The 16086-nt window shown below is 66.9% G+C and carries 13 protein-coding genes and 1 pseudogene; 9 read left to right on the top strand and 5 right to left on the bottom strand.

Annotated elements, in window-relative coordinates:
* Positions 1-92: 92 nt before the first annotated feature.
* Both DSM104440_RS17815 and DSM104440_RS17810 read right to left on the bottom strand, forming a co-directional pair.
* On the bottom strand, positions 93-1073 hold the full coding sequence (locus DSM104440_RS17815) for a hypothetical protein (RefSeq protein ID WP_171165042.1): 981 nt from the start codon (positions 1071-1073) through the stop codon (positions 93-95).
* Positions 1074-1137: 64 nt separating this feature from the next.
* Positions 1138-1395: a UBP-type zinc finger domain-containing protein gene (locus DSM104440_RS17810; RefSeq protein ID WP_171165040.1), complete on the bottom strand. Its 258-nt coding sequence runs from the start codon at positions 1393-1395 to the stop codon at positions 1138-1140.
* Positions 1396-1480: 85 nt separating this feature from the next.
* Between DSM104440_RS17810 and DSM104440_RS17805 the strand changes: the two genes are divergently transcribed.
* From DSM104440_RS17805 to DSM104440_RS17770, 8 genes and pseudogenes are all read left to right on the top strand, one after another.
* Positions 1481-1948 (top strand): spore coat protein U domain-containing protein, encoded by a 468-nt coding sequence (locus DSM104440_RS17805; protein WP_171165038.1) that lies wholly within the window; start codon positions 1481-1483, stop codon positions 1946-1948.
* A 4-nt stretch (positions 1949-1952) separates the two neighbouring features.
* Positions 1953-2411, top strand: coding sequence for a spore coat protein U domain-containing protein (locus DSM104440_RS17800; protein WP_171165036.1), 459 nt, complete (start codon positions 1953-1955; stop codon positions 2409-2411).
* Positions 2408-2806 (top strand): annotated as a pseudogene (locus DSM104440_RS19645) (fimbrial biogenesis chaperone); the annotation flags it as partial. The gene DSM104440_RS17800 and the pseudogene DSM104440_RS19645, both read left to right, overlap by 4 nt.
* 334 nt (positions 2807-3140) lie before the next feature.
* Positions 3141-5525 (top strand): fimbria/pilus outer membrane usher protein, encoded by a 2385-nt coding sequence (locus tag DSM104440_RS17790; RefSeq protein ID WP_171165031.1) that lies wholly within the window; start codon positions 3141-3143, stop codon positions 5523-5525.
* A 10-nt stretch (positions 5526-5535) separates the two neighbouring features.
* Positions 5536-6021, top strand: a complete 486-nt coding sequence (locus DSM104440_RS17785) for a Csu type fimbrial protein (RefSeq protein ID WP_171165029.1) — start codon at positions 5536-5538, stop codon at positions 6019-6021.
* Between the two features lie 47 nt (positions 6022-6068).
* Positions 6069-9971: a beta strand repeat-containing protein gene (locus DSM104440_RS17780; protein ID WP_171165027.1), complete on the top strand. Its 3903-nt coding sequence runs from the start codon at positions 6069-6071 to the stop codon at positions 9969-9971.
* A complete protein-coding gene (locus tag DSM104440_RS17775) occupies positions 9968-10243 on the top strand; it encodes a potassium channel family protein (RefSeq protein ID WP_171165025.1) in 276 nt (91 codons plus the stop codon). The genes DSM104440_RS17780 and DSM104440_RS17775 overlap by 4 nt, the downstream gene beginning before the upstream one ends.
* Positions 10240-10659, top strand: a complete 420-nt coding sequence (locus tag DSM104440_RS17770; RefSeq protein WP_171165023.1) for a GFA family protein — start codon at positions 10240-10242, stop codon at positions 10657-10659. Before DSM104440_RS17775 ends, DSM104440_RS17770 begins: the two co-directional genes overlap by 4 nt.
* On the opposite strand, the gene DSM104440_RS17765 is transcribed toward DSM104440_RS17770, so the two are convergent.
* The 3 genes from DSM104440_RS17765 to DSM104440_RS17755 form a co-directional block, all read right to left on the bottom strand.
* On the bottom strand, positions 10660-11622 hold the full coding sequence (locus DSM104440_RS17765) for an alpha/beta hydrolase family protein (protein WP_171165020.1): 963 nt from the start codon (positions 11620-11622) through the stop codon (positions 10660-10662).
* Between the two features lie 371 nt (positions 11623-11993).
* Positions 11994-13757: an erythromycin esterase family protein gene (locus tag DSM104440_RS17760; protein WP_212758129.1), complete on the bottom strand. Its 1764-nt coding sequence runs from the start codon at positions 13755-13757 to the stop codon at positions 11994-11996.
* A gap of 92 nt (positions 13758-13849) precedes the next feature.
* A complete protein-coding gene (locus tag DSM104440_RS17755; protein ID WP_171165016.1) occupies positions 13850-14710 on the bottom strand; it encodes a DUF3014 domain-containing protein in 861 nt (286 codons plus the stop codon).
* 99 nt (positions 14711-14809) lie between these two features.
* On the opposite strand from DSM104440_RS17755, the gene DSM104440_RS17750 reads away from it, so the two are divergent.
* Complete coding sequence (locus DSM104440_RS17750; RefSeq protein ID WP_171165014.1) at positions 14810-16060, top strand: hypothetical protein; 1251 nt, start codon at positions 14810-14812, stop codon at positions 16058-16060.
* Positions 16061-16086 lie beyond the last annotated feature (26 nt).

The raw sequence follows: 16086 nt of genomic DNA, 5'->3' as shown, positions 1-16086 counted from the left end.
GAGGGCCTTGTATGCATCGGATGGAGAACGTCACGCCTCAGAGATACGACTTCACTTCCAGCCGCCAGTTCCGCAATTCCGCCCATCCGCTCCTAGCGCGTTCGCAACGTCCACCACGTCCGCGGCTCAACGCCCGCATCCACGGCAGCATTGTCCCGGGCACCGCGAGCAACCGCGAGCACGAGCCCCAGCGAGTCATCGCCAAAGGATCCCAGGTCGCGATACTTCGAAGCCGCCCGCCGGCGCACCTCGTCCCCCGCGGTGCTCGGCGGCGCTTCGACGATGCGGACCGCATCGCAATAAGCGGCGCCGGATGTGGCGAGGTTTGATTGCAGGATCATCGGAACCTCCGCCGGCAGCGGTGGGCTCCACAACGCATCGACGATGCGCTTCGTGTCTTCGCCGCGCATCGCGAGCGCGCGCAACGCAGCCTCGCCGCCTTCGCGCCCGAAGACCGAGACGAATTGATCGTCCACTTCGTCGAGGGTGGCGATCATCGCGATCACGCGGTCGCGCGTCGACCCCGCGGGCAGCACGACACCTGAAGGCTTGGTCGGCCCATACAACGAGCGCGGCGCCGGCATCGTCCGGTCGGTCGCTTTCTCATCGATGGTCTCGACGGGCGTGCCGCCGAGCGAGGTGTGCACCGCAATCCACGTGAGGAACGGAAACGACACCAGGAAGAGCACGGTGGCCAAGCCCCCGCGCGGAATGCCCATGTGCGTGCCCAGCCACTGCCCCTCGGTGACAATGTCATGCGCGACCACGACCGCGAGGATCGAGACGGCGAGGATCCACGCGGCGCGCGCGGGCTGGATGGTCGGGGGAAACGCACCGGTCTCCGCAAGGGACACGACCTGGCCTCGCAACATGGGCTGAGTGATGGGTAGCCAGATGAGCAGCGCGATCGCGGCCTGGGTCGCGTGGATGATCGGCCGGCGCACGGGCAGCTGGAACCACTCCGGCGCCTCGAGCGTGAGCGAGAACAACGTGGCCAGCACTAACCCGGACACCAACGCGAGGATCGCGAGCTGGATGTATCCGGCTGGTCCCGTCGATGCGGGCTCGGTCATCGCAATGCCTCCCTGAGGTTGCGTGACCTGAATCATACGATGGAGCGCCCGCGCGGTTTTCCGGCTACTCCACCACCGTCGAATCGACGTAGCACCACTTCCAGCTCTCGCCCGGTTCGATCGAGCGGACGATCGGGTGCCCGGTCTCGCGGAAGTGCGCGGTCGCGTGCTTGTTCTTCGAACTGTCGCAGCAGCCGACGTTTCCGCAGGCCATGCACAGCCGCAGGTGGACCCAGCGATCGCCCATCGCTTCGCACTGGGCGCAGGTCCGGGTTGCCGGTTCGGTGATCTTGATGGAATCGCGATGATCGCAATTCGCCATGGCGATGCCTCCAGGGTCGCGAGTTGGGGAGCTTAACGCGAGACCCAGCCGATGGATTACCATTCGGTCCTACAGGGGAGAAACCATGCGCAAACGCAAACTTGCAACCTGCACCGCCCTCTTCGCCATTGCCCTTCCCGTGTTTGCCGCCGATACCAGCGTCGACGTGCGCGCGAACATCAAGGGCATCTGCGTGATCGACTCGATCACGGCGATCGATTTCGGCGACCTCGAGCAGGGCACCACTGCGCCCGATCGCAACGCGCCCGGCAGCGTTCGGTATTGGTGCACCAAGGGCCTCGTGTACTCCGTGACCCTGGGCAACGGGAACAACGCCACGGGTTCGCAGCGCCGGATGAAGGGCGTGGCCGTGACGAACTCAGCCGAGTTCCTGCCGTATGACCTCACGTCCGGGTCGCCCGCCACGGGGACGGGAGCGGGGCCCGGTGCTCCGGTGACGCTCACCCTCACCGGCAGCGTAAGGGGCGCGGACTACAACCTGCTCTCGGTCGGCCAACTCCTCGACACCGTCGTCGTCACCATCGCTCCTTGAGAAGATGAGGGTCCGCGCCGGCATGAGTCTCCTCGCGTTCGCCCTCGCTGCGTCCGCGGACCAGGCGAACATGGACGTGGGCGCGGAAGTCATCGGCACGTGCAAGATCAACCAGGCCACGTCGATCGACTTCGGCGACCTCGAGCAGAGTGCCAATTCGCCGAACCGGATCGCGCACGGGAACGTGCTCTTCTGGTGCAGCAAGGGTCTTCGCTACACGATCAAGGTCGACAACGGACTGCACTCCAATAAGGGGACGCGGCGCATGAAGGGCGAGGCCGCGACCAACACGCTCGAATACCTGAGCTACGAACTGCGGCCGCGCAGCACCGAACACGGCAATGGACTGGGCCCGCAGTACCCCGAAGTCTTCGAAATGGAAGCCGAGGTGAAGGGCGAGAACTACGATCCCCTTTCCGTCGGTCCCTTGCGCGACACCATCGTCGTGACCATCAGCCCATGAGGACAATGACAATGAAGTATCCGGCTGCTCTGCTGTGTTTCGTACTTGGTGCCGCTGCGCCCGCTGCATTCGCCGGCGGCTTCAGCGTCGCGCCGCTGGGCGCCGAGCTGGGCGCGAAGACCAAGGCCGCATCCTTCACGGTGACCAACGGCGGCAAGGAGCCGCTGTCGTTCCAGGTCGCGGTGCGCAAGTGGACGCAGGACGCGCAGGGCAACGATGCCTTCGAGGAGAACACCAAGGATCTCGTCGTCTTTCCGCGGCAGTTCGAAGTGCCCGCCGGCGGCAAGCGCATCGTGCGCGTGGGCATCGAGGGTGCGCCGCCCGCGAACGAAGCGGCGTATCGCGTGTTCATCGAGGAGCTGCCGCCGCCGCTGAGCGCATCGCAAGGGCGCAAGGGAACGGTCGCGGTCGTCGGCCGGTTCGCGTTGCCGGTATTCATCGTGCCCACGGGCGCGAAGAGCAAGCTCGCCATCGACTCGGTCACGGCGAAAGGCGGAACGTATTCGGTGAAGCTCTCGAACGGCGGCGCTTCGCGCGTGCGCATGGCCAGTGTCGCGGCCGGGGCAAAGGACACCGAAGCGCCGCTCACCAATCCCTACCTGCTTGCCGGAACGAGCCGCGAGGTGTCCGGCCCGCTGGGCGCCGCGTGCAAGCCGGGCGCCAAGGTGAAGGTGGTGGCCACCGCGGATGGCGGCCAGAAGGCGGAAAAGGAGCTCGTCCTTCCGCCGGATGCGTGTCGCAATTGATCGCCGCATCGCGGCGCTGCTTCTAGCGGCCGCCGCGTTCGCTGCCAGCCCGGCTCGCGCGGCCCTCGTCGAGACTGCCGCCGCGCTCGAGCGCATTCCCGTCCACGCCACGCTCAACGAAGCGATGAAGGGCGAGCTCTTCGCCTGGCGTGACAGCGATGGGATCTGGATTTCGGCGGAAGACCTCGCGCGCATCGGTGTTCCCACGGAAGGTACGGAGCTGCGCGTCATCAATGGCCGTCCGCACGCGCGTGTCGATCGCCTCGAGGGTGTGGTCGCGGCGCTCGACGAGGCAACGCTCACGCTCGCATTCACGGTCGAACCCGCGCTCATGCAGGCGCAACTCTTCGATCTTTCGCGCGCCGAGAAGCTCGAGATCACGCCTTCGAAGGGCGTGTCCGGATACCTGAACTACGATCTGTCCGCCGAGCGCGCCGACGGCGCATCCGCCTACTCCGGGCGCTTGCTCGCGAACCTGGCGGCGGGCGGCTGGCTCGCGCGGACCGAGCACCAGACCACTCAGGCCGCCGGCGTGACCCAGAACTACCGCATCCAGACATTCGTGCAGCGCGACTGGGCGCCCGAGATGCTGCGCTTCATAGCCGGTGACTTCGACACGCGCTCGGGCTCGCTCTCGCGCGGCTATTCGCTCGGGGGGATTTCGTTCGGCCGCGCCTTCGACCTGCACCCGGGGCTCGTCACTTCTCCGACCGCGCGCCTCACGGGGATTGCCTCGAGCGCATCGACCGCCGAGATTTTCGTCGATGGCGTGCAGATCGCGACCCGGCAACTGCAGCCGGGCCCCTACGACTTCCGCAACCTCCAGGACTTCGCGGGGTTGCGCAACGTCGAAGTCGTGATCCGCGATGCGACGGGCGTGCGCGAGCGGCTGCGCATTCCTTTCTACTTCACGGAGCGGCTGCTCTCGAAGGGGCTCACCGACTTCAACGTGTCCTATGGCGCGGAGCGTTCGGCTTCGCTCGACTCGTATGGCGCCGGCGTCTTTTCCGGCTATGTGTTCCACGGATTCACCGATCGCATCACGCTGGGTGTCGAGGCCCAGCGAAGCCCGGGTTATTCCTTCGGCGCGATCGCCGCGGGCCTGCGCGCCGATCCGATCGGCGTCTTCTCGGCGCAGGTGGGCGCGCAGCGCCTGGGCGATGCGGATGTGGCACTCGCGGGACAGTTCGCCTGGAACTACACGCGTGGCGGAACGACGTTGCGCGCGCTCGCGCGCGGATTCGAAGCCGGATACAACGCCAGGACCGTGGCACCGGGAACCCCGGGGCAACTCGATGTTGCGCCGAGGCTGCGGCGCGAAGCCACCGTCGGCTGGGACCAAGGCCTCGGCTGGACGCTCATGCTTTCGCTCTCGGCGACCGATCGCCGGTACTTCAATGCACTCCCGCAACGGGATTACGGCGTGAGTCTCTCTTCGGGGTTCTTCGGCATCGGAAACCTGGTGGCATCGGTGCTCCGCACCTGCATCACGAACACGTTCTGCACGACCCAGGCCGGTGCCAGCTTTTCGATGACGCTCGGCGAGCCTTACGGCGCCACCGCGGGCTGGCGCCGCGATGCCGACGGCGGCCAGACGTCGTACGTGCAAGCCGATCGCAACGTGCCGCTGGGTGAGGGTTACGGCTGGCGCGCAGGCGCGCAGCAAACCCCGACATCGCGCGAGGCCCAGGCCGACGCGACATTCCGCATGCGCCACGGCGTGATCAACGCTGCAGCACGCGGCGCGAGGCTCGATGACGGCACCCGCAGCGAGGCCTACCGGGCCGGCGTGGAGGGCGCGTTTGCATGCGTCGGCAAGTCGTGCCACCTGACGCAGCCCGTGACGGACTCGTTCGCGGTGGTCGAGTTGAACGGCGTCGAGGGCGTGCGCGTATCGCGCAACAACGAGCTTATCGGCAGCACGGATTCGCAGGGCGAGGTGCTCATCGCCAACGTCCCGGTGCTTACGCGCAACGACATCGCGATCGCCGACGAGGACATCCCCATCTCCATCTCGGTGCCGGCCAATCGGCAGGTGCTCGTGCCCGCGCAGGGGGTGGGCTATCGCGTTCGCTTCGATCTGCATCCCATCCTGTCGGTCGTCGGCAGGCTGGTGCGCGATCACAATGGCGTCAAGGTCGAAGTGGAGAACACGGAGCTGATCGTGCGGAGCGAGCGCGCCGATTCGCTGCGCGCCCGCACCGGCAAGGGTGGCTGGTTCCAGTTCGACCAGGTCGAGCCTGGCCGCTACCACCTGACGGCGGACCTGGAGGAGGGCCCTTGTGGCGTGCATGTCGAGGTACCGGCCGAACGAACGGCGGTGTTCAGGATGGGCGAGGTGAAATGTGAGATCGCGGCGCAGTTCTGAGCGGGGCTGGGTGATTGCCTGCGCAATGGCCCTGGTGCTGGGTCATGCGCTGGACGCCATGGCGCAATTCCGCACGCCGAGGGAAGTCGCCTCGCCTCGCATCGGCACGGGCTGCAACCTCAAGATCCGGGCGTTCGACTTCGGTGGGTACGACGATGCGAGCCCCAACTCGGTGATCACCAGCACGTCATTCGAGCTGAGATGCAGCGGCATCGGCACCGTGCCCCCCATCGTCAGCGCGGGCCCGAGTTCGAACACCGGCGACTACCAGGATCGACGCTTGAACGGACCTGGCAACAGCCAGCTGCGCTACCAGTTGTTCACCAACTCCTCGCGGACGATCGTCTGGGGCGACGGCTCGCGCGACACCCAACCCATTAGCGTGAACCAGCACGGAGACAACAAGACCTTCAACGTCTACGGCGAGCTCTTCGGGAACCAGAGCGGAGAAGTGGGCCGGTACCGCGACGTCATCCAGGTCACCGTCTCTCCGTAGCGCACTTCGGGCGACTGGCGTACCTTCGCAGGCAAAGGGGAGCTCCAATGATGCGGTGGCTGCTGGCAAGCGCAATGCTTGTCGCCTGCGCTCTCGGCGCGCCGGCGAAAGCCCAGGTTTCCGACCAGGCTGGCGGCGACGCCCGGGTGGAGCAGCGCGGCCTGAAGGCCGCCAGCAACGACGCGGTGTACTCCAACCTGGCGACATTCCGGAACCAGTCGTACGCCGCGGGCGGCGCCGCGCAGCAGCTCCTCAACACGATCACGCGCCTGGCCGCCGACGACCTCACCCTGGCCGGCACGCCGCCATACCAGGTCAACGGTTTTCGCTTCACCGTCACGAACCAGAACGCCGTGGACGTCTCGGCGCGCATGCTGGTTCGTTTCTATGCGGCCGATGGCCTGGCCGGCGGGCCGGGCACGCTCATCGCGGCGTTCACGTACAACCCGATCGTGTTCACCGCCGGCCGCGTGGGCACGATCAAGACGAGCACCCGCTTCGTTCTCGATACGTCGCGGCTCTGGGCGGGCATCTCGTTCGACAACGCGAACGGCTCGACCGGCGCGACGGCCGAGCAGCTCAACAACCTTGCGCAGGGGATCTTCTCGCCGCCGGACCTCGGCACCAGCGGCGATCTCTACTTCGTCACCGCGGCGGCGGGCTCGTTCGCCTCGGACAATCCGGTTGGCGCGCTCAGCACTTTCGCCGGTGGACCGCCGGCAGATTTCGGCTGGGAGATCCTGGCTGAGCAGGCCACGGACCTCTCGGTCACCAACACCGACAACGTCACAACCGCGTTCCCGGGCGGCAACGTCACTTACACCATCAATGCGAGGAACGCCGGGCCCTTCCCGGTGTTCGGTGCGCGGCTCGTCGATACCTTCCCGTCGCAGCTCACGTGCAACTGGACCTGCGCGGGAGGCGCGGGAAGCACCTGTGCGGCGAGTGGCGCGGGAAACATCAACGATGCGACGGTGAACCTCGTGCGGGGCGGCAGCGTGACCTATACGGCCACCTGCGCTGTTTCACTCACGGCCACCGGCACGCTCGTCAACACCGCGACCTTCCTCACGCCGGGAACCGCGGTCGATCCCAACTTCGGCGACAACGTCGCGACCGACACCGACACGATCGGCATCTCGGCCGACCTCGCGATCACGAACACCGACGGCGTCACGACGGCGCAGCCAGGCGGCAACGTCACGTACACGATCACGGCGAGCAACGCAGGCCCCGGCGGCGCGAGTGGCGCGACGGTGACCACCACCTTCCCGTCGTCGCTCACCTGCACGTGGATCTGCATCGGCGCGGGCGGCAGCTGCACGCCAGGCGGAAACGGCAGCATCAACGACACGGTGTTCCTGCCGCCGGGCGGACGCGTGATCTACACCGCGGGCTGCACGGTCTCCCCCAGCGCGACGGGAACACTGTCCGTCACCGCAGCCATCGCGGCACCCGCGGGAGTGAACGATCTCGCGCCGGCCAACAACTCGGCGACCGATACCACCGCCCTCGTTGCGGCGCTTCCCGGTGCGCCGACGATCGGCGTGGCCTCCGCAGGCAATGCGCAGGCGGGAGTGACGTTCACGCCGCCGGTGTTGAACGGTGGCGCGACGATCACCTCGTACACCGTCACGTCCTCGCCCGGCGGCATCACCGCGAGTGGTCCGGCGTCGCCGATCGCGGTGACGGGACTCACCAACGGGACCGCGTACACGTTCACCGTGACGGCGACGAACTCGGTGGGCACGGGGCCGCCGTCGGCGCCCTCGAACAGCGTCACGCCGGTCTCGCTTCCCGGTGCGCCGACGATCGGCGTGGCGACGGCGGGCAACACGCAGGCCACCATCGCGTTCACGCCGCCCGCGGCGAACGGTGGCACGGCGATCACTTCGTACACCGTTACATCATCGCCCGGCGGCATCACCGCGAGCGGCGCTGCGTCGCCGATCGTCGTGGGTGGGCTCGCGAATGGCACGGCGTACACCTTTACTGTTCGCGCGACGACCGCGGTGGGTACGGGGCCTGCGTCCTCGCCTTCGAATAGCGTGACGCCTGCGACCATTCCGGGCGCGCCCTTTGCCCTGATTGCAGCGGCAGGCAATGCGCAGGCGCTGGTTGCGTTCACGCAGCCTGCTTCCAACGGCGGTCTGCCGGTGACCTCGTACACCGTCACGTCGTCGCCCGGCGGCATCGTCGTGAGTGGCGCGGCCTCGCCCCTCATCGTGAGCGGCCTCACGAACGGCACGGCCTACACCTTCACGGTGACCGCGACGAATGCGATCGGCACGGGGCCCGCATCGGCGCCCTCCAACAGCGTCACGCCGACGACGGTTCCCGGTGCACCCACGATCGGCGTTGCCACCGCGGGCAATGCGCAAGCGACGGTCACCTTCACGCCACCGTCCTCGACCGGCGGCTCCGCGATCACGTCGTACACCGTCACGTCCTCGATCGGCGGCATCACGGCGAGCGGCGCGGCCTCGCCCATCGTCGTGACGGGCCTCACGAACGGGACCGCGTACACGTTCACCGTGACGGCGACTAACGCGCAGGGCACGGGGCTGCCGTCGGCGGCTTCGAACAGCGTGACTCCTGTGACGCTTCCCGGTGCACCGACAATCGGCGTCGCGACGGCGGGCAATGCGCAGGCGAGCGTTGCGTTCACGCCGCCCGCATCGAACGGCGGCTCGGCGATCACGTCGTACACCGTGACGTCTTCACCCGGCGGCATCGTCGCGAGCGGCGCTGCGTCACCGATCGTCGTGAACGGCCTCGCGAATGGAACGGCCTACACCTTCACGGTGACGGCCACGACCGCGGTGGGCACGGGGCCCGCATCGGCGCCTTCCAACAGCGTCACGCCGGGAACGCTTCCCGGCGCGCCGACGATCGGCACCGCGACTGCGGGCAATTCCCAGGCGACGGTCACGTTCACGCCGCCCACGTCGAACGGTGGATCGCCGATCACGTCGTACACCGCGACATCGTCGCCTGGCGGCATCACGGCAAGCGCGCCGTCGTCACCGATCGTGGTGAGTGGTCTCGCGAACGGAACCGCGTACACGTTCACGGTCACCGCGACCAACGCGGTGGGCACGGGTCCGTCCTCCGCACCTTCCAACAGCGTCACGCCCATTTCGCCGGCAACGGTTCCCGGCGCGCCGAGGATCATCGCCTCCGCGGCGGGCAATGGCCGCGCGACCATCGCATTCCGCGCGACCTCCGATGGCGGCTCGACGATCACGTCGTACACGCTGACCTGCGGCGCGTTCACTGCTTCGGGTCCCACGTCGCCGCTGACGGTGACGGGCCTCACGAACGGGTCGACGTACAACTGCTCGGTCACCGCGACCAATGCGATCGGCATCAGTCCGCCCTCCGACCCGGTGAGCGTCACGCCGCAGCTCATCGTCCGCTCCTACATCGCTCCCTCGGCGACGGGCAGCGGCACGATCATCGCGGTCTTCACGGGCGGCGGCCTCACGTGCACGTTCGCCAACAGCCGCTACATCCCCGTGAGCGGAGATCCGTCGAGCCCGCCGACCGCGCCAAGCGGCGGCATCGTCTTCCCGCACGGCTTGTTCGAGTTCACGTTGAGCGGTTGCACGCCGGGCTCCACTGTCAATTTCACGATCTCGTATCCGGCCGGGCATCCGGTGGGCACGCAGTACTGGAAGTACGGGCCGGAACCCGCCACGCCAGCGCCGCATTGGTATGTGTTGCCCGCGACCATCGCCGGCGACACGGTGCGGTTCTCGATCACCGACGGCGGCCAGGGCGACGACGATCTTCTCGCCAACGGCACGATCGTCGATCAGGGCGGGCCGGGCGCGCCCGCGGGCTCGCCGGCTTCCGTGCCGATTCCGACGCTGTCGGAGTGGGCGATGCTGCTGCTCGCGATGTTGATGCTGGGCTTCGCGTTGCCTGCGGTAAGCTCGAAGCGATGACCCCCGACGCGCAGAAGATGCTTCTCCTGCTGATGGTCGCGCTGGGCGTGGTCGCCGGGATGAACGAAGGCTGGTCGCTGCAGGATTCGATCTACTTCGCTTTCGTCTCCGGCCTCACGATCGGCTACGGCGACCTTGCCCCGAAGACGCTGCTCGGCCGCACGCTCGCGATCATGATCGGCGTCTGCGGCGTGCTGTTCACCGCGCTGCTGGCCGGTGTAGCCGTGAAGGCGATTGGCGCAGCGGCCGATGAAGGTAAAATGCCGCCATGAGAACCGGAAGCTGTCTGTGCGGGAAAGTCCGCTACACCATCAAGGCTGAGCCGGCCGCGGCGCGCCTGTGCTGGTGCCGCGATTGCCAGCGCCTCGCGTCCAACGGAACGGTGAACGCGATCTTTCCGAGCGAGTCCATCGAAGTGCGTGGCGTCGTCGCTGAATACGTGAAGACCGCGGACAGCGGCAACCAGGTCACTCGCCGCTTCTGTCCCGCGTGCGGCTCGCAGCTCTTCGCCGACTCGACGGGCCGCCTGGGCCTGACCGTCGTTCGCGTCGGTACGTTGGACGATCCCTCGTCGATCAAGCCCAGCGCGAACATCTGGAGCGCGAGCGCGCCCCCGTGGGCTTGCATGGACTCGGAGCTCGAGCGCGTCGAACGCGGGCCGGTTCCACCCGCGCCGAAAAAGGCCTAGCTACTTCCGCTGCCAGCGGTCCTTCGGTTCGAGCACGCCGCGCACGCTCGCGCCGTCGAGCCACGCACGCGCCGCGCGATCGCCTAGCAGGTACGCATCCCAGAACGCGGTGGACAGCGCGAGGATCGCGCGGTGGTGATTCGGGTTGCGCGCTTCCTTGTCACCCGGCAGCGCGCGGTCCGTGAACGCCGAGTGCTCCGCGCCATCGAGCACCAGCTCGTACTTGCCGCCCGGCGGCAGCGCGGGATACACCGCGTAGCGCGAAGAGAGCGGAATGTCGCCGATGAGCGCCGTGTCGTGCGTACCCGTCATGAGAAGCCAGGGAATGGCGACGCCGTCGAATGCCTTGGCGGTCTCGCCGCGGCGCGGGGCGCTCGGGCTGCAGACGATCACGGCCCGGATGCGCCCGTCGAGCGCCTTCACGGCCTTGGGCATCGACTGCCCCGCGACCGCCTGCGTCGTCAATGCGCCGAACGAATGCCCCGACATGCCCACCCTCGCGAGCTCGAGCCGGCCCCGCAGCGGCGAGCCGGTCTCGACATTCCATCGCTCGAGCTGGTCCAGCGTCGCGTGAACGTCTTCGATGCGAAGCATGAAGTTGCGTGCATTGCCTGCGCGCTTCATTGCGGCCATGGCCTGCGCGCGCGGCACGTCCTTCCACACCGCGCTGTCGCTGCCCGGATGCTGCAGGAACACCGCGACGTAGCCGCGATGGGCCCAGTGCTCACCCATGAAGGCATTGCCTTCGCGCGAGCCGCCGAGCCCGTGGCTGAAGAGAACGACGGGCGCGGGGCGCGTGTCCGCGGGGACGTAGACGCGCAGCGGAATGGTGCGGTCCGAATAGGTGACGGTGAGCTCGAGGGGCACGGACGCCGAGCCCGCGGCGACGGCGAGCGGGTCGTACTTCGCGAACGCGGTGCTCGCGAACAGCGCGAAGACAAGAGCAAGAAACGGGCGAGCCATGGTTGCAACCTCCGACACAATGCTAGCGTCCCCGTCGCCGGCTTCGCGGGCCGGAAACCAACGCTTACAAAAACCGGGAAGTGATAATGGTCACACGCGCTTTCAGCATTATTGAGCCCAGCGCCTGCCGTTATTCCTACGTCGGCGCCGAGAGCGATCGCGCACACTTCATTCCGTCGAAGCCGTAAACCGCAGGGCATTCCTCAGATACCAGGAAGAGCCCTGGACGCTGACCCAAGAAGCCGCTGTTGTGCGCGCCCCTCAGTCGGGTGTGCCTGATGCGGAAGGAAAGCGACCGATCTTTCACCTCCATCGCGGGGAATCCTGCGGGGGTTTCGACATAAAAAAGCCCCGCCTCGGCGGGGCTTTTCCTATTGGTAGTCGGGCGGCGTGACGCGATCGATGTAGATCACCGCGTCATACGCCTTCGCGGGCACAAGCCGGAGGATCTCCCGACCCCACCCGCGCGCGATCACGGTCGACAACATCCACTCGGAAGGCGATCGCGAAAAATCGACGAAACCCATGCGCCACCCCGCGCTCGCGATGATCGCCTCCAGCGAACCGTGCGGCGGCGGTGCGATGTCGACCACGCTTCGATCGTTCATGGCGCTCATGCCCCGACCCATGTACAAGCCCACGGTGTACGTTTCCTGGCCGCGCCGGCGCGCAACGTGACTACCCATGAAGCCTGGCGCATTCGGATCGTCCTTCGCGATGTGCCCGTTGTGAGCCCACACGATGATCTTGCGGCCCGGGAACATACGATCGGCGATGAAATCAAGGTTGTCGGCCATGCCTTCGTCGCGGATCGGCATGGAACGGACGAGGTCGGGCTCCGCGAGCTGGTCGACCAGCCGCACGCGCGAACGGGCTTCCTGGATGGCGAGGTCGATGTCGATGTGGCGCGTAGCCTTCTGCATAAGCGTCGCGCGGTTCCTGGCGAGCCCCTCCGCCAGATCCGTATAGGCCGCACGCAGCGTACCGGCCTCTTCCTTCGAAAGCTTCGGACGCAGGGTGAAAGGTTCCGCGGCTTCGATGCGATCGCCAAGCTTGGGATCCACGAGTGCCGCGTAGGTGATCAGTCGTGCGTGCACTGCACGACGCGCGTACCCGCTGTTTTGCGTATCGAAGCCCGCGAGCGAGATGCGCTGGCCGACCTTTCGCGTGGCATCCAGGTACTCGAAGACGCCCAGCGTCTCGCTGCTGTGCCACACCGAGAAGATGCAGTCGCGCATGACGTCGCCTGGCGGCTTCGTGCCAATCCCGGCGTCGGCGACATCGCAACCGGACAGCGAGCTCTCGAACGCGACGACGTCGAAGCCCAACTCCCGGTGGAGGAACCGCACGAGCCGCGCCTTCATCCAGTTGAACTCCGCGACACCATGACTGCTCTCGCCCAATTGCACGATGCGCTTGCCTTCGAGCAGGGGCTTCAGAAACTGCAGGTCGGAGAAGTCGTCGCTGAAGAGCGAGCGGATGGGAACAACGCGAGATTGCGCGTCCGCCTTCAATGCATCGCTCACGCGCGGAACGTCCGCAGCCGGGATTGCGAGCTCCGCGTCCGTGGCAAGCGATTGCGAGGGCTTCGGGCGCGGCGGCCTCGGCAGCTCGAGCTTGGGGACATTGACGCTCGTGTCGACCGTGAGCTTGAGATCGTCGAACCAGGTCTCGCCGGAGCCGGACACGATCACGCCGATGAGGATGCTTCCGGCGTTGGGAGGCACTGCGATGGCGATCTCGAATTGTTGCCACTCCGTCGTGCCGCGCGGACCGGTCTTCTCCATCCGCTCGATCGCCATCATGCGACGGTCTGCCGCATCGACACGCAGCCACAGCCCTGCAAACCCACCCTCGAGATTTCGCGTGCGGATCCATCCGGAGAATTTCAGTCGATGGCCCGCTGCGGCTCCGGGCGGTTTGGTCTGGCTTACGGGAAAGTACTGGTTTGCAGCGCCGCCGCTGACCTTGAGCGCGCACTTGCCTTCGCGGGATTCGGTGCAGTCGGGCGAGATCGTGAATGAAGTCGATACGGGGGGGCGGTACCAGCCCGTGGGGCGGCCATCCTCCCACGACTCGAAATCAAGATTGGCTGCGGGGAAATCGGCGGCGGTCGCCGGAGCGGCTGCGGCCATGGCGAAGAGGAGGGCGGCTGTAGAGGCGCGAACCATGACGATGTGTGGCGCATCTTGCCACACGCCGCGCAACCCCTCCCCCTAGTGACGCGTCACGGGCGGTCGCTCGCCACTGCCGCGCGAATCTCCCGCAGCTTCACCTTCACCTTGTCGCGGTTCTCCTTGCCGATGCGAAGCAGGATCTTCTGGCCTGCCGAGCGTTCTTCCAGCGTGGGATCGGCATATTCAAGGAGCACCTTCGGTTGCCGCAGCATGATCGGCCCCGAGGTGTCCGGTGTCGCGAGCAGGTGATCGAGGACCGCGACCAATCGATCATTGAAGTACTTGTTCGGATAACCGAGCTCGACGTATGCCTCCTGGAACAGCGGGTAGTGGCGTCGGTAGAAGGCGACGAGTGCGTTCGTATCGGTGCTTTCCATCACGCGCATGTAGAACGCGTAGCGCGTCGAATTGGAAGGCGCGAGCGTGAGGGTGTCGTCCTTGCCGGACGTCGTGGGTACGCCGGGCACGGGCCGCACCGGGTTGATGCGCCGCGACACCGCCTCGCTCGGCAGGTTGTCGACCGTGGCGACGATGTTGCGCACCAGGTTCTCCGTCAAAAGCGTGCGCGCGAACGCATCGAGACCGATGATCGTCGAGATCGCGGCCGCCACCGGCCCATCGCTCTCCTTTAATGAGGGCAACGGCGGCGCGGAGTCCACGGTCACCGGGTACTTCGGTCCCTCCGCTTCGGCTTTCGGCGGTGCGGCGGGGGTGGCGACCGCAGGCGTGGAAGCGGGCGGTGGCGGCGTCTCGCGCGGCCAGAAGTAGTAGGCAGCGCCGCCGACGATGGCGACGACGAAGACAACGAGGGCGCCGACCGGAATCGGCTTGCGACTCGGCACGCGGGTTGCGTAGTCGCGTCGTGGCGACGCAATGTCGTCGTCGCCGAGCGTGGGTTCAATCCTGTCCATGGCGTTCTCCGTGAGATGCCAATCCGAGTGACAGCCGGAAATGCAGGAGATTCCCGACCGGTCGGTATCATGGCGGCTTACAAGAGGAAAACAATACCAATGAGAATCTCCTTCCCGCGCACCGCCAGCCTGATTTTCCTGATCGCCACCGCTTTCCCCGCTCTCTCGCAGGAATCCCTTTCCGGATCCCAACTCGCTCCCCCCGCACTCCTCAAGGGCCCGCTGCACAAGGTCGCCGAGCCCGTGCGTGTCGAGGGCTATCTCGGCAAGTTCGAGATCGAATCGAGCGTCGGCAAGTTCTCGGTGCGTGGCGTGAACATGCTCGGCGTTCGCGTCCAGGAGCTCGGGGCGATCGCGGAGCTGCAGAAGGTGCAGAAGCAGGACGCTTTCCAGGGCGCGCTCGCGAAATCCGCGGGCGGCATCGCGAAGTTCGCCGGTGACGCGGTGGACGATCCCAACAAAACGGTCGAGAACATCGGTTCGGGCGTGGGCACGGTCTTCGGGCGCGTGGGCTACATGGCGAAGTCGGGGGCCAACTACGTCGGTGACAAGGCCGTGGACAAGGTGACGGGGAATTCGACCGCGGCGAACACGTCGGCCACCGGCGAGCCCGAGCCGCCGTCGTTCACGGGAGACCCGCTGGGCTACAACTCCGCGCGCCGCGAGTGGGCGAAGAAGCTCAACGTCGATCCGTACACCTCGAACCCGGTGCTGCGCCAGTTGCTCGACAAGGCCGCGTCCGCAAGCTTCGCCGGCAACTTCGCCGTGAGCCTCACGCTCGGCGCCGTCGTCGGCCCGCTGCAGTACGCCTACACCTTCGACGAAACCGTGCGCGACTCCGTGTGGAACAAACCCGCGCTCGACCTCGAGAAGGAGAACCAGGCGAAGCTCGTCGCGCTTGGCGTGGCGGACCGCACGGTTCGCGATCTTCTTCGCAATCGCTGGTTCACGCCGTCGCTGCAGACCGCGCTCACCGCGCGCCTTGGTGCGCTGGGAAAGATTCCGGGCGTTGAGTCCGTCGTCGCCACGGCAGCGAAGGTGCAAGGTGAGACGCGCGCGCGCTTCTTGCTCGAATCTCTCGCGATGCTCACCGACCACGCGAAGGGCACGAAGCTCGCGTCGCTTCGCATGAGCAACCTCGTGCCGGTCGGTGTTGCCGCGGACGGCTCAGCCGTCGCGGCGGTCGCCGTCGACTACGTCACCTGGGACACGGACGCGATCGCGTTCGCAAGTCGCAAGGAACTCGGCGCGAAGGGGAAGACGTTGCTCGTCGCGGGGAAGGTGAGCGATGCGGCTGGGAAAGAGCTGAAGAAGGCCGGCTGGACGGTGAAGGCCGGGCTGCGGTCCTGAAGACGGCTCGCTCGCACTGCTCCAAA

The organism is Usitatibacter palustris (assembly GCF_013003985.1).
GTDB lineage: Bacteria > Pseudomonadota > Gammaproteobacteria > Burkholderiales > Usitatibacteraceae > Usitatibacter > Usitatibacter palustris.
The sequence above is the reverse complement of the archived record's forward strand: the minus strand, read 5'-3'. Positions and strand labels throughout refer to the sequence as shown.